This is a genomic window from [Actinomadura] parvosata subsp. kistnae, assembly GCF_900323885.1.
Classification (GTDB): domain Bacteria; phylum Actinomycetota; class Actinomycetes; order Streptosporangiales; family Streptosporangiaceae; genus Nonomuraea; species Nonomuraea composti.
The window spans coordinates 984152-998646 of sequence record NZ_OOHJ01000018.1; the positions used below are offsets into that span (position 1 = coordinate 984152).

Genomic DNA, 14495 nt, shown 5'->3' on the forward strand with positions numbered 1-14495 from the left:
TTGAGGTTGCACCCTCGTAGGGAGCACGACCTACGGGAGGACACCCCTCGTAGGAGCCACCGACCTACGGGAGAAACACCATGCACGCCGTCGTCCTGCACGCCTTCGGCCCCGCCGAGAACCTCAGCTACGAGACCGTCCCCGACCCCGAGCCCGGCCCCGGCCAGGTGCGCATCGCCGTCAAGGCGGCCGGCGTCCACCTGGTGGAGACCATGCTGCGGGCCGGCCGGGCAAGCGACTCGCTGCCGCCCCAGCCGGAGCTGCCCACCATCTTCGGCGGCGAGGTGTCCGGCCGGGTGGACGCCGTCGGCCCTGATGTGGACCCGGAGTGGATCGGACGCGACGTCGTGACGGCCGGCGGGCAGCCGGGCGGCTACGCCGAGCTGGCCGTGGCCGACCTCAGCAGGGTGCACCGCCTGCCCGACGGCCTCAGCCACGAGGCCGCCGTGGCGATGATCGTCACGGGCGGCACCACCCTGCAGTTCCTCGACGTGGCCCAGCCCACCCCCTCGGACGTGCTCCTCGTCACCTCCGCCGCGGGCGGCATCGGACGGCTGATCGTCCAGTACGCCCGCCGCCTCGGCGCCACCGTGATCGGCGCGGCCGGCGGCCCCGGCAAGGTGGCGGCCGTCCGCGAGCTGGGCGCCGACTTCGCCGTGGACTACGACCTGCCTTCCTGGCCGGAGGAGGTCGCCTCCTGGCTCGGCGGCAGGAAGGTCACCGCCCTGCTCGACGGCGTGGGCGGCGACAAGGCGCGGGCGGCGTTCGGCCTGCTGGCCGACGGCGGCCGGTACGTCACCATCGGCAACGCCTCCCAGGGCGACTTCACGCCCGACCCCGAGACGGTGCGGGAGCGCGGCCTCACCGTCACCAACGCCCTGCTCCAGCTCATCGCCCAGCCGGAGACGCGGCCGGAGTACGAGGTCAGGGCGCTGGCGGCGGCGGCCGAGGGCGCGCTGGTGCCGGACGTGCAGACGTTCCCGCTGTCGCAGGCCGCCGCGGCCCACGCCGCGCTGGAGTCCCGGCAGACCACGGGCAAGGTCGTCCTCATCCCATAAGCGCCGTAGCGGCCCTCCCCACGGAAGCGGACTCTCCGCTCAATAGGGTGCGATACATGGCGGATCCGACGATGAACCCGGGCACCCCTGACTGCCGCAGCGCCGGACGGTACCTGTGGTGGCTCGTCACCCGGCAGCGCCGCCGGGTCCTGGCCGGCGCCTGCCTCGGGACCGCCTGGATGGTGTGCCTGACGCTGCCCCCGTACTTCCTGTCGCGCGCCATCGACGACGGCCTCGCCACGCGACGCTGGCCCGTGCTCGCCGGCTGGGCCGCCGCCGTCTTCGGCACCGGCGTGCTGAACGCGTGGCTGGCCATCATGCGCCACCGGACCATGACCCGGGTGCGCATGGACGCCGCGTTCCGCTCCGTCCAGGTGGTGGCCCTCCACGCGGCCCGGCTCGGCGCCGCGCTGCCGCGCAAGGTGAGCGCTGGCGAGGTCGTCACGATCGGGTTCGGCGACGCCGCCATGATGAGCGGCACGCTCACCGTCACCGGGCCCGGCGTCGGCGCCGTGCTCGCCTACATCGTGATCGCCGTGCTGCTGCTGGCCGTCTCCCCGCTGCTGGCCGCCGTGGTGCTGCTGGGCGTGCCGCTGCTCGTCGTCCTGCTCGGCCCGCTGCTCGGCCGGCTGCGCGGCGCCGAGACCGCCTACCGCTTACGGCAGGGCGAACTCGCCGCCCGCTTCGCCGACATCGCGGGCGGCCTGCGGATCCTGAACGGCATCGGCGGCAAGGACGTCTACGCCGCCCGCTACCGGCGGGAATCCCAGGAGCTGCGGGAGCAGGGGTACCGGGTCGGGGCCGTGACGAGCTGGATCCACGCCCTCGGGGTGGGGCTGCCCACGCTGTTCCTGGGCGCGGTGACGTGGCTGGCGGCCCGGATGGCCGTGCAGGGGGACATCACGGTCGGGGAGCTCGTCGCCGTGTACGGGTACGCCGCCGTGCTGGTGGTGCCCGTCTCGTTCTTCGTCGAGGGCGGCTACGACATCGGCCGCGGGCTGGTCGCCGCCCGCCGGGTCGTGCACTTCCTGACCCTCGCCCCCGACACGCCCGGCGGCGACCAGGCCCCGCCACCCGGGCCCGCCCCCTTGCGCGATCCGGCGTCCGGCGTCGAACTCGCGCCCGGGAAGCTGACCGCGCTGGTCAGCGCCCGGCCGTCGGAGGCGGTGGCGGTGCTGGACCGCCTGGGCGGCTTCACCACCTCGGACGCCACCTGGGGCGGGATACGGCTGCGCGACATCGACCCGGTACGGCTGCGCGAGCGCATCCTGGTGGCCGACAACGAGGCCGACCTGTTCGCGGGCACCGTGCGCTCGGTCGTCGCGGGCCGCCTGGACGCCCCACCCGAGTCGCACGCGACCGACGCCGGCCGGGCGCGCTCGTTGGATGAGGCCGTCGCGCGGGCGATCCACGCGGCCATGGCCGACGACATCGTGCAGGCGCTCCCGAACGGGCTGGACTCGCTCATCGCCGCCCAGGGCCGCAACCTGTCGGGCGGGCAGCGGCAGCGCCTCCGGCTGGCCCGGGCGCTGCTGGCCGACCCGGAGATCCTGCTGGCCGCCGAGCCCACCTCGGCCCTGGACGCCCACACGGAGGCGACGGTGGCCGCCCGGCTGCGTGCCGCCCGCGCCGGCCGCACCACGGCGGTCACCACCACCTCGCCGCTCGTCCTGGACCACGCGGACACGGTGCACTACCTGGTGGACGGCGTGGTGGCGGCCTCGGGCAGCCACCACGCCCTGCTGCGCGACGAGCCGGGCTACCGGCGGCTCGTCGCGCGAGACGCGGACGACGCGGACGACGACGGGGGCGGCGGCGCGGGCGACGACATGGGCGACGACGGGGAGGCGCCGCGCGGCGGGGTCGTGGCGGAAGGGGGTGTCCGGTGAGCGCCACCGGGCACCTGCCCGTCGCCGAGCCCGCGGCGACCCGGCGGGCCGCTCTGCGCCTGATCCGGATGGACGGCCGGGCCTTCGCGGGCATGCTCGTCCTCAACGGCCTGGCCGCGATCGCGGGCCTGGCCGCGCCGTGGCTGCTGGGCCGCATCATCGACGAGGTGAAGGCGGGCGCGTCCCTGGCGACGGTGGATCGGCTGGCGCTGGCCATCCTGGTCTGTGCCGTGGCGCAGGCGCTCCTGTCCAGGTATGCGAGCTATGTCGGGCACCGCTTCGGGGAGCGGACGCTGGCCCGGATCAGGGAGCGGTTCACCGAGCGGGTGCTGGCGCTGCCGTCGTCGGCGGTGGAGCGGGCCGGCACCGGTGACCTGACGACCCGGGGCACCACCGACGTGGCCTCCGTCGGGGCGACGCTGCGGGACGCCGGGCCGGACGTGGCCATCGCCGCCGTGCGGGCGCTGTTCGTCCTCGTCGCCGTCTTCGTGCTGGATCCGCTGCTGGGCGCGTGCGGGCTGCTGAGCCTGATCGGGATCTGGTTCGCCTCCCGGTGGTACCTGCGGCGGGCGATGGTGGCGTACCTGGAGGAGGGCGCCGCGAACTCGGCGCTCGCGGAGGAACTGGCCTCGACCACGGGCGGCGCCCGCACGATGGAGGCGCTGCGCCTCGAACGGCGGCGGCTCGAAGCCTGCCGGCGGGCGATCGAGGAGTGCCGCCGCACCCGGCTCAAGACCCTGAACCTGCGCAGCGTGCTGTTCCCGGCGGTGGACGTCTCGCACGTGCTGCCGGTGACCGCCGTGCTGCTGCTCGGCGGCGCGCTGCTGATGCGCGAGCCGAGCCCGGTGACGCTGGGCACGGTGGTGGCCGCCGCCCTCTACCTGAGCCGGCTCTCCGAGCCGCTCAACACCATCCTGGAGCAGCTGGAACTCCTGCAGAGCAGCTCCGCGTCGTTCGCCCGCGTGGAGGGGCTCGCACTGGCCGAGCAGCCCGCCGGGGTCTCCCCCGTGCCGGTCGACGACCGGATCGAGGTCTCCGGGGTGCGCTTCGCCTACGACGGCGGGCCCGACGTCCTGCGCGGGGTGGACCTGCGGGTACGGCCGGGCGAGCGGCTGGCGATCGTCGGGCCCTCCGGGGCGGGCAAGACCACGCTGGGCAGGCTGCTGGCCGGGATGGACGTCCCGAGGGAGGGCTCGGTCACGGTGGGCGGGGTGCCCGTGGCGGATCTCGACCCGGCCCAGCTCCGCGAGCGGGTCGTGCTCGTCACGCAGGAGCACCACGTGTTCCTCGGCACCGTGCGCGAGAACCTGCGCATCGCCGCCCCCTCGGCCTCCGACGCCGAGCTGCGCGCGGCCCTGAAGGCGGTGGGCGCGGACTGGGTGGACGACCTGCCCGACGGGCTGGACACCGACCTGGGGCACGGCGCCCACCGGCCGGACGGCGCCCGGGCCCAGCAACTGGCGCTGGCCCGCGTGGTGCTGGCCGACCCGCACACGCTGATCCTCGACGAGGCCACGGCCCTGCTGGACCCGCGCACGGCCCGGCACACGGAGCGGGCCCTGGCCGCCCTGCTCCAGGGGCGCACGGTGATCGCCATCGCGCACCGGCTGCAGACGGCGCACGACGCGGACCGGGTGGCGGTGATGCAGGACGGGCGGCTCACGGAGCTGGGGACGCACGACGAGCTGGTCGCGGCCGGGGGAACGTACGCGGCGCTCTGGCACTCCTGGCAGGCTGCTTAGCGGATCCTCAAGCGTTAACGGCTGAAAAATATCTTCGCAAAGATCTCGCCTGCGAAGGAAAATGTTGAGACGCTGAACTGCACAACGCGCCCCCCAGCCCCGAGGAGTGGTCCATGCGCAGACTACTGGCGATCTCCCTGGTCGCCGTACTCCCCTTAAGCAACATCAGCGCCGCTCACGCCCAGGAGCCCGCCGACCGGCAGCAGGCGTTCGCGGCGGCGGCGCAGGAGTTCCAGGTGCCGCAGAGCGTGCTGCTCGGCGTCTCCTACCTGGAGTCCCGCTGGGACGCCCACGCCGGGCAGCCCTCCAGCGACGCCGGGTTCGGGCCGATGCACCTGACCGACGCGGCCGCGTTCACCGCAGGAAACCACCACAATGAGGGTGAGGAGGACGCTCGCGGCGACGAGAGCCGGCCCCTGCCCGCACCCACCGAGCAGCCCGCGCCCGCCGACATCCCCGCCTCGCTGCGCACGCTGGAGCGGGCCGCCGAGCTGACCGGGGAGAGCCGCGAGAAGCTGCGCGCGGACGACGCCGCGAACATCCGCGGCGGCGCCGCGCTACTGGCCGACTACCAGAAGGCGCTCGGCGCGCCGCTCAGCGACGACCCCGGCGAGTGGTACGGCGCCGTCGCCCGGTACTCGGGCGCTGAGGAGGCCGGCGCGGCCAAGTTCTTCGCCGACGAGGTCTTCTCGGTGATCGAGGAGGGCGTCACCCGCACGACCGACGACGGCGAGCAGGTCGCGCTCAAGGCCGTGCCCGGCCTGGAGAAGATCGAGAAGTGGCTGGAGAAGCTGGGCCTGCGCCGCACCCGCCCCGACGGGGTGGAGTGCCCGGCCTCGATCTCCTGCGAGTGGATCCCGGCCGCCTACCAGCAGCTCCCGGACGACGACTACGGCCACTACGACCTGGCGAACCGCCCGTTCAGCCAGAAGGTCGACTACATCATCATCCACGACATGGAGGGATACTTCCTGCCCTCCATCCGCCTCAACCAGGACCCGAACTACGGCGCGAGCTGGCACTACTCCATCCGCTCCAGCGACGGCCACATCGCCCAGCACATCAAGACCAAGGACGTCGGCTGGCAGGCCGGCAACTGGTACATCAACGCCAAGTCCATCGGCCTCGAACACGAGGGCTTCCTCGCCGAGGGCGGCACCTGGTACACCGAGGCGATGTACCGGTCGAGCGCCCGCCTGGTCCGCTACCTGGCGCTGCGGCACGGCGTGCCGCTGGACCGCGCCCACATCCTCGGCCACGACAACGTCCCCGGCACCCTGCCGACGACCGTGCGCGGCATGCACGAGGACCCCGGGCCGTTCTGGGACTGGGCGCACTACTTCCAGCTCATGGGCGCCCCGCTGCACCAGTTCGGCGGGCCCGGCGCCGGCTCCGTCATGATCAAGCCGGACTTCGCCACGAACAAGCCGTACTTCTACGGCTGCGACCGCAAGAACCCCGAGGCCGCCTGCCCGCCGCTGCCGGCCAGCACGGTCTGGCTGCGCACCGAGCCCCGCGCCGACGCGCCGCTCGTCAAGGACATCGGCAAGCACCCCACCGGCGACTCCCTCTACAGCGTGTACGACCACAGCGCCCGCGCCACCACCGGCCAGCGCTTCGCCGTGGCCGACCGCCAGGGCGACTGGACGGCCATCTGGTACCTGGGGCAGAAGGCGTGGTTCCACAACCCGGCGAGCGCGCCGACCGCGGTGCCGTCGATGGGCCTCGTCGTGACGCCGAAGCCGGGCAAGGCGACCGTCCCCGTGTACGGCAGGGCGTACCCGGAGCAGGAGGCCTACCCCGAGGGCATCCCGTACCAGGCGGTGACGCCGCTGCAGTACACGTTCTCCGCCGGCGAGAAGTACACGCTCGCGGGCCCGGCCGCCACCGAGTACTACCGGGCGGTCACCTTCAACCTGGAGGACCACAAGGTGGTCCGGGGCAGGACGAAGTACCTGGAGATCCAGTTCGGGCACCGCGTGATGTTCGTCAAGGCTGACGACGTGCAGGTGACGTTCTCCGGGTGAACTCGTTGACGGCGCGCCTGGTGCTCGCCAGCGCCTGCTGAGAAGAGTCGAACGTGCGCTGGGCGACACCGACGAACACGCAGTCGACCACGAGGAGCTGGCTGATCCGGCTGGCCAGGGCGCCGGGACGGAACTCCGTCTCGCGCCCGGCCGAGATCAGCACGTGCTCGGCCAGCTCCGCGATGGACGACCGCGGATTGTTCGTGATCGCCACCGTCGTGGCCCCGGCCTCCTTGGCCCGGGTCAGCGGCTCGATCACGTCGGGAGTCTCGCCCGAGGTGCTGATGCCGATCGCGACGTCGCCCTCGCGCAGCAGCACCGCGCTGGTCAGCGCCAGGTGCGCGTCCTGAAAGGCGTGACTGGACAGGCCGATGCGCAGCAGCTTCTGCGCGACGTCCTCGGCGACCAGGCCGGAGGCGCCGACCCCGAACGCGTCGATGCGCCGGGCGCCGACGATCGCGTCCACGACCAGGCCCAGCCGCTCGGAGGTGAGCTGGGCGACGGTGTCGTTGATCGCCTCCGACTCGGCCCGCGCCACCTTCTGGATCACCTCCGACAGGGGGTCGTCGGGGGCCAGGTCACCCGGCACCAGCCGGTCGGGCTGCGCGGCCGCCGCCGCCAGAGCCAGCCTGAGCTGGGGATATCCGGCGAAGCCGAGCAGCCTCGCCGTGCGTACGATCGTGGCCTCGCTCGTGCCCGAGGCGGCGGAAAGCTCCGTGATGGTGCTCCTGGCCACCGTCGCGGGGTCCTCCAATATGAGGCGGGCGACGGTCTGGGCGGCAGGCGTCAGGGACGGCAGCACACCGCGGACCGTGGCCACCAGAGTGTCAGCCCGCAGGCCGTTCCCACTGTCGTCCACGCCCCGATTATGCCGCCTGCGCACGATCCGCGCCGTCCCCGCCGCCCCTGATCGCTTCTCCGGAGTGACCGTCCTCGACGGTGATCGATCACCCCTACAAGCTTTGGGGAACCCCCACGGGCGGCCGCCGTCATGCGTGTCGGAGACCCGCTGCGCTCGCCGTAGCTCACGCACCGGTTCCCGCCGCACGACGGCGGCTCTTTAGCGCAGCGTTCCGTTCGTCATGCCTGCCGGCTCCTCTGGGACGGCGATCAGGCCCAGTTCGGCCGGGGTGGCGAGCAGGGGGTGGGCGGGGACTACGCGGACCGTGTAGCCGAAGGCGCCCGTGCGGTCGAGGGGGACCGTGCCCGTGTAGTGGGCGCGGCCGTCGTCGTCCACCGAGCGCACCGTGAGCTTCGCGTACGACGGGTGCACCAGCTCGTCGTGCGGCCCGACCTTCCCGTACGCGGCCTCCACCAGCACGTCGTCGGCCTCCAGGTCGCCCAGCGCGATGGTGGCGTGCAGCTCGGCGGTGGCGCCGACCTCCGGGGTGTCGCCCACGCCGGCCGCCTCCACGTGCTCGACCCGCACGCCCGGCCAGGCCCTGGTGACCCGGACCCGCCAGGCGGCGAACGTCTTGGCGGGGGCGTAGGCGTCGGCGCTGAGCGCGCGGGCGGAGGCGGCGGCCGGGTTGTAGAGGTCGACGACGTAGTCGCGCAGCATGCGCCCGGCCAGGACCTTCGGCCCGAGTGAGGTGAGCGTGTGCTTGACCATCTCCAGCCAGCGCCGCGGCAGCCCGTCGAGGGCCCGGTCGTAGAACCGGTCGGACACCTCGTGCTCGATGAGGTCGTACAGGGCGGCGGCCTCCAGCTCGTCGCGCCGGTCGGGGTCGTTGACGCCGTCGGCGGTGGGGATGGCCCAGCCGTTGGTGCCGTCGTACCACTCGTCCCACCAGCCGTCGCGGATCGACAGGTTGAGGCCGCCGTTCAGGGCGGACTTCATGCCGGACGTGCCGGACGCCTCCAGGGGGCGCAGCGGGTTGTTCAGCCACACGTCGCAGCCCTGGACCATGAGCTGGCCGAGCGCCATGTCGTAGTCGGGCAGGAACACGATCCGGTGCCGCACCTCGGGGCGGTCGGCGAACTTGACGATCTGCTGGATGAGCTTCTTGCCGCCCTCGTCGGCGGGGTGCGCCTTGCCGGCGATGACGATCTGGACCGGCTTGTCGGGGTCGAGCAGCAGCTCGGTGAGCCGTTCGGGGTCGCGCAGCATGAGCGTGAGCCGCTTGTACGACGGCACCCGCCGGGCGAAGCCGATGGTCAGCACGCCGGGGTCGAGGGCGTCGTCGATCCAGCCCAGCTCGGCGTCGGAGGCGCCGCGCTCGCGCCACGAGCGGCGCAGGCGTTCCCTGGCTCCTTCGACGAGCCGGCGGCGCAGCACGCCGCGGATCTCCCAGATGTCGGCGTCGGGGATCTTCTGGATGGCGTCCCAGCCGCGGGCCCGCTCGAGGAGGGAGGGCACCTCGCGCCCGGCCAGCTCCATGAGCTCCCTGCCGACCCAGGTGGGAGCGTGCACGCCGTTGGTGATGGAGCCGATCGGCACCTCGTCGAGGTCGAATCCCGGCCAAAGATTCTTGAACATCTCCCGGCTGACCTCGCCGTGGAGCTGGGACACGCCGTTGACCCGCTGGGCGAGGCGCATGCCCATGACGGCCATGTTGAAGCGGCCGGGGTCGGCTTCGGCGCCCAGCGCGAGGATGCGCTCGACCGGGACGGTCGGCCAGGCGTTGGCGCCGCCGAAGTGCCGCTCGATCATGTCGATGGGGAAGCGGTCGATGCCGGCGGGCACGGGGGTGTGGGTGGTGAAGACGGTGCCGGCGCGGACGGCCTCCAGGGCCTCGTCGAAGGTCAGGCGGGCCTCGGTGAGCTCGCGGATGCGTTCGAGGCCGAGGAAGCCGGCGTGGCCCTCGTTGGTGTGGAAGACCTCGGGCTCGGCATGGCCGGTGATCTTGCAGTAGGCCCTGATGGCGCGCACGCCGCCGACGCCGAGCAGCAGCTCCTGCATGAGCCGGTGGTCGGTGCCGCCGCCGTAGAGGCGGTCGGTGACGTCGCGGGCGGCGGCGTCGTTGTCGGCCACGTCGGAGTCGAGCAGCAGCAGCGGGACGCGCCCGACCTGCGCCACCCACACCTGCGCGTGCAGGACGCGCTCGTCGGGCAGGGCGATGCGGATCTTGACGGGGGCGCCGTCGGCGTCCTTCAGCAGGCTCAGCGGCAGCCCGCCCGCGTCTAGAGACGGGTAGTGCTCCAGCTGCCAGCCCTCTGGCGACAACGACTGAGTGAAGTAACCGTGGCGGTAGAGCAGGCCGACCGCCAGGATGGGCACGCCGAGGTCGCTGGCCGCCTTCAAGTGGTCTCCGGCCAGGATGCCGAGGCCGCCCGAGTATTGGGGCAGCGCGGCGGCGATGCCGTACTCCGGCGAGAAGTAGGCGATGGCCCGCGCGCTGTCGGGCAGCGTCTGGTACCAGCGTGGCGAGGTCATGTATTCGCGCAGGTCGTCGGCGGCGTCGGCGAGGCGGCGCAGGAAGCGCCGGTCGGCCGCGAGCTCGCTCAGCCGGGCCGGTGTGACGGCGCCGAGCAACGCCACGGGATCGTGCCCGACCTGCTCCCACAGGGCGGCGTCGACCTCCGCGAAGAGGTCCATCGTCTCCGGGTGCCAGGACCAGCGGAGATTGTGGACGAGCTCGCCGAGGGCGGCCAGCTCCGCGGGCAGGACGGTGCGGACGGTAAAACGGCGGATAGCTCTCACGTTTCTGCACCCTACGGGCTAGGAGGGACCTCTGAGTCCTTCACCCTCATGAAGGCCGTTCAAACCCCTTCCGGGAACAAGCATGAAGAGGGACTATTGGGGCAACTTTCCAGGTTGTTGGGCTCTCCCGTAGACACTCTCGGGAGGTCTATCCGCTGCTGTCCACAATTTACATGCAAGGATCGTTCCTGCCAGGGAAGCCTCCGGCGGCACCGGGAGTGCCGCCGCAAACTCTCGAATGCGATGATCGGACGAATTCCCATCACGGACATCTCCCCCGTCGTCGACTGCGGGCAGTGGCCCGCCAAGGCGGTCGCCGGCGAGACCTTCCAGGTCTCGGCGACCGTGTTCAGAGAGGGCCACGACGCGGTGGCCGCCGGCGTGGTGCTCACCACGCCCGACGGCCAGCGCGGCCGCCTGAAACCGATGCGTGAGCTCGCCCCCGGCACCGACCGGTGGGGAGTCGACGTGAGCCTGCCCGCCGAGGGTGACTGGCTGTTCCGCGTGGAGGCGTGGAGCGACCCGATCAGCACCTGGCTGCATGACGCCGAGATCAAGATCCCGCGCGGCATGGACGTCGATCTGATGTGCGAGGAGGGCGCGCGGCTGTTCGAGCGCGCCGCCAAGGCCGTGCGTGCCGCCGACTGCCCCAACGGCACCCCGGCGACCGCGAGTGGCACTCCGGCCGCCGCGAACGGCGGAAAGGCCGCCGGGAACGGCACGCGCAAGCAGGGCGGCAACGGCGACAGCGCCTGCGGTCACCGCGCGGCGCTGCTGTCGGTCGCGGCCAGGCTGCGGGACGAGGAGCTGGACCCGCGGGCCCGGCTCTCGATCGCCCAGCTCCCCGAGACGGCCGCGCTGCTGGAGGCGCACCCGTTCCGGGAGCTGGTGACCAGGTCGAAGTCCCACAAGATCAGGGTGGATCGCCGCAGGGCGCTCTACGGCTCCTGGTACGAGTTCTTCCCGCGTTCAGAGGGCGCGGTGGTGAACGAGCACGGCATCTCCAAATCCGGAAATTTCCAGACAGCGGCGAAGCGGTTGCCCGCGATCGCCAAGATGGGCTTCGACGTCGTCTACCTGCCGCCCATCCACCCGATCGGCACCACGTTCCGCAAGGGCCGCAACAACACGCTCAGCCCCGAGCCCGACGAGCCCGGCTCGCCCTGGGCGATCGGGTCGGAGGACGGCGGCCACGACGCGGTCCACCCCGACCTCGGCACGATCGAGGACTTCGACGAGTTCGTGGGCCGGGCCAAGGAGCTGGGCCTGGAGATCGCCCTCGACTTCGCCCTGCAGTGCTCCCCCGACCACCCGTGGGTCAAGGAGCACCCGGAGTGGTTCACCATCCGGGCGGACGGGTCGATCGCGTACGCCGAGAACCCGCCGAAGAAGTACCAGGACATCTACCCGATCAACTTCGACAAGGACCCGGAGGGCGTCTACAACGAGGTCAAGCGGGTGCTGCGGCACTGGATGGACCACGGCGTGCGCATCTTCCGGGTGGACAACCCGCACACCAAGCCGGTGGCCTTCTGGGAGCGGCTGCTGGCCGACATCCACCGCACCGACCCCGACGTGCTCTTCCTTTCGGAGGCGTTCACGAGGCCGGCGATGATGCGCGCCCTGGCCAAGACCGGCTTTCACCAGTCGTACACGTACTACACGTGGAAGAACTCCAAGTACGACGTGGAAACGTATCTCACGGAGCTCGCCCACGAGACTTCCTGCTATCTGCGGCCGAACCTGTTCGTCAACACGCCGGACATCCTGCACGAGTACCTGCAGCACGGCGGCGTCCCCGCGTTCAAGATCAGGGCCGTCCTGGCGGCGCTCGCCTCGCCCACCTGGGGCGTCTACTCCGGGTACGAACTCTTCGAGAATGTCCCGGTACGCCCGGGCAGCGAGGAATACCTGGATAGCGAGAAATATCAATACAAACCGCGCGATTGGGCTGCGGCAGAGCGTGAAGGGCGGAGCCTGGCCCCCCTCATCACGCAACTGAATTTGTTCCGAAGAGCGCATCCGGCGCTTCAGGAATTGCGTAATCTACGGTTCCATAGGGTCGACCAGGCGGACATCGTCTGCTTCTCCAAACGACTCCCGGGCGCCTATGACACGGCCACACGAAGGCACGGGCTGGGCGATGTCGTTCTGGCGGTCGTCAACCTGGATCCGCACCACACCCACGAGGCGACGGTAGACCTCGACCTGCCCGCCCTCGGCCTCGACTGGAACGCCGAGTTCGTCGTCGACGACGAGCTGTCGGGCGAGTCGTACCGGTGGGGGCAGCGTAACTACGTGCGCCTCGACCCACACATCCAGCCAGCCCATATTCTCACCGTACGAGCCGCGCCACGGTAGAAACTGAATTCAGCGGGGAGTCTTCAACGTGTGTGACAGCGCCTCCCTCATGAGCCTCCTGCGAGGCGGCTCATGAGCTCCACACCCATTCCCAACACCTTTGACGAGGAAAAGCCGCGCGATCCCTACTGGTACAAGCGCGCGGTTTTCTACGAGGTCCTGATCCGCGGGTTCGCCGATTCCAACGGCGACGGGACCGGCGACGTCAGAGGGCTCATCAGCAAGCTCGACTACCTGCAATGGCTGGGCGTCGACTGTCTCTGGCTGCTGCCCCTGTACGAGTCGCCGCTGCGGGACGGCGGCTACGACATCGCCGACTTCATGAAGATCCTCCCGGAGTTCGGCGATCTCGGAGACTTCGTGAAGCTTGTGGACGAAGCACACAAACGTGGTATGCGCGTCATCGCAGACCTCGTGATGAACCACACCAGCGACGCCCACCCCTGGTTCCAGGCTTCCCGGCACGACCCCGAGGGCCCGTTCGGCGACTTCTACGTGTGGTCCGACACGGACGAGAAGTACCAGGACGCCCGCATCATCTTCATCGACACCGAGACCTCCAACTGGACCTACGACCCCGTCCGCGGCCAGTACTACTGGCACCGCTTCTTCCACCACCAGCCGGACCTCAACTACGAGAACCCGGACGTGCAGGAGGCGATGCTGGAGGTGCTGCGCTTCTGGCTGGACCTCGGCATCGACGGGTTCCGCCTCGACGCGGTGCCGTACCTCTTCGAGGAGGAGGGCACCAACTGCGAGAACCTGCCGCGCACCCACGAATACCTCAAGCGCATCAGGGCCGAGGTCGACCGCCTCTACCCCGACCGCGTGCTGCTGGCCGAGGCGAACCAGTGGCCGTCGGACGTCGTGGAGTACTTCGGCGACCCTGTCGGCGGCGGGGACGAATGCCACATGGCCTTCCACTTCCCGCTGATGCCGCGCATCTTCATGGCCGTGCGCAGGGAGTCGCGCTACCCCATCTCCGAGATCCTGGCGCAGACGCCGAAGATCCCCGAGCACTGCCAGTGGGGCATCTTCCTGCGCAACCACGACGAGCTGACGCTCGAGATGGTGACGGACGAGGAACGCGACTACATGTACACCGAGTACGCCAAGGACCCCCGCATGCGGGCCAACGTCGGCATCCGCCGCCGCCTGGCGCCCCTGCTGGAGAACGACCGCAACCAGATCGAGCTGTTCACCGCGCTGCTCCTGTCGCTGCCCGGCTCCCCCGTGCTCTACTACGGCGACGAGATCGGCATGGGCGACAACATCTGGCTCGGTGACCGCGACGGCGTCCGCACGCCCATGCAGTGGGACCCCGACCGCAACGCCGGCTTCTCCGACTGCGACCCCGGCCGCCTCTACCTGCCGGTGATCATGGACCCGATCTACGGCTACCAGGCGATCAACGTCGAGGCCCAGCAGAAGAACGCCGGCTCGCTGCTGCACTGGACCCGGCGCATGATCGAAATCCGCAAGCGCCACCCGGTCTTCGGGCTGGGCGGTTACGCGGAGCTCAACTCCTCCAACCCCAGCGTGCTCGCCTTCGTCAGGGAGCTGGGCGACGACCGGATGCTGTGCGTGAACAACCTGTCACGCTTCCCGCAGCCGGTCGAGCTGGACCTGCGGAGATTCGTCGGCGTGTCCCCCGTGGAGACCATGGGAGGCGTACCATTCCCGGCAATTGGCGAACTTCCGTATCTTTTGACGCTTCCCGGGCATGGGTTCTATTGGTTCACACTCCCGCCGGCGATCACCCAGGAGGAGTAAGC

General features: G+C 71.1%; 8 protein-coding genes. 6 read left to right on the forward strand and 2 right to left on the reverse strand.

From position 1 onward, the window contains the following. Positions 1-80: 80 nt before the first annotated feature. The 4 genes from KIS93_RS24620 to KIS93_RS24635 all read left to right on the forward strand — a co-directional run bounded on the left by KIS93_RS24620 (position 81) and on the right by KIS93_RS24635 (position 6716). Positions 81-1058 (forward strand): zinc-binding dehydrogenase, encoded by a 978-nt coding sequence (locus tag KIS93_RS24620; protein ID WP_080045440.1) that lies wholly within the window; start codon positions 81-83, stop codon positions 1056-1058. A gap of 56 nt (positions 1059-1114) precedes the next feature. Continuing rightward, positions 1115-2947 carry an ABC transporter transmembrane domain-containing protein gene (locus KIS93_RS24625; RefSeq protein ID WP_080045439.1) on the forward strand — a complete coding sequence of 611 codons (1833 nt, stop codon included), beginning with the start codon at positions 1115-1117 and terminating at the stop codon, positions 2945-2947. Beyond that, positions 2944-4689 (forward strand): ABC transporter ATP-binding protein, encoded by a 1746-nt coding sequence (locus tag KIS93_RS24630; protein ID WP_268966917.1) that lies wholly within the window; start codon positions 2944-2946, stop codon positions 4687-4689. Before KIS93_RS24625 ends, KIS93_RS24630 begins: the two co-directional genes overlap by 4 nt. A gap of 113 nt (positions 4690-4802) precedes the next feature. After that, a complete protein-coding gene (locus tag KIS93_RS24635; RefSeq protein ID WP_080045438.1) occupies positions 4803-6716 on the forward strand; it encodes an N-acetylmuramoyl-L-alanine amidase in 1914 nt (637 codons plus the stop codon). On the opposite strand, the gene KIS93_RS24640 is transcribed toward KIS93_RS24635, so the two are convergent. Continuing rightward, positions 6679-7575, reverse strand: a complete 897-nt coding sequence (locus KIS93_RS24640) for a MurR/RpiR family transcriptional regulator (RefSeq protein ID WP_080045437.1) — start codon at positions 7573-7575, stop codon at positions 6679-6681. The genes KIS93_RS24635 and KIS93_RS24640 overlap by 38 nt on opposite strands. 201 nt (positions 7576-7776) lie before the next feature. Continuing rightward, positions 7777-10359 carry an alpha-glucan family phosphorylase gene (gene glgP / locus KIS93_RS24645; protein WP_080045436.1) on the reverse strand — a complete coding sequence of 861 codons (2583 nt, stop codon included), beginning with the start codon at positions 10357-10359 and terminating at the stop codon, positions 7777-7779. Positions 10360-10602: 243 nt separating this feature from the next. On the opposite strand from glgP, the gene KIS93_RS24650 reads away from it, so the two are divergent. Continuing rightward, positions 10603-12720: an alpha-1,4-glucan--maltose-1-phosphate maltosyltransferase gene (locus KIS93_RS24650; RefSeq protein WP_080045435.1), complete on the forward strand. Its 2118-nt coding sequence runs from the start codon at positions 10603-10605 to the stop codon at positions 12718-12720. 72 nt (positions 12721-12792) lie between these two features. After that, the gene (treS, locus tag KIS93_RS24655) at positions 12793-14493 is read left to right on the forward strand and encodes a maltose alpha-D-glucosyltransferase (protein WP_080045434.1); all 1701 of its coding nucleotides are present in this window, start codon (positions 12793-12795) and stop codon (positions 14491-14493) included. Positions 14494-14495: the final 2 nt, after the last annotated feature.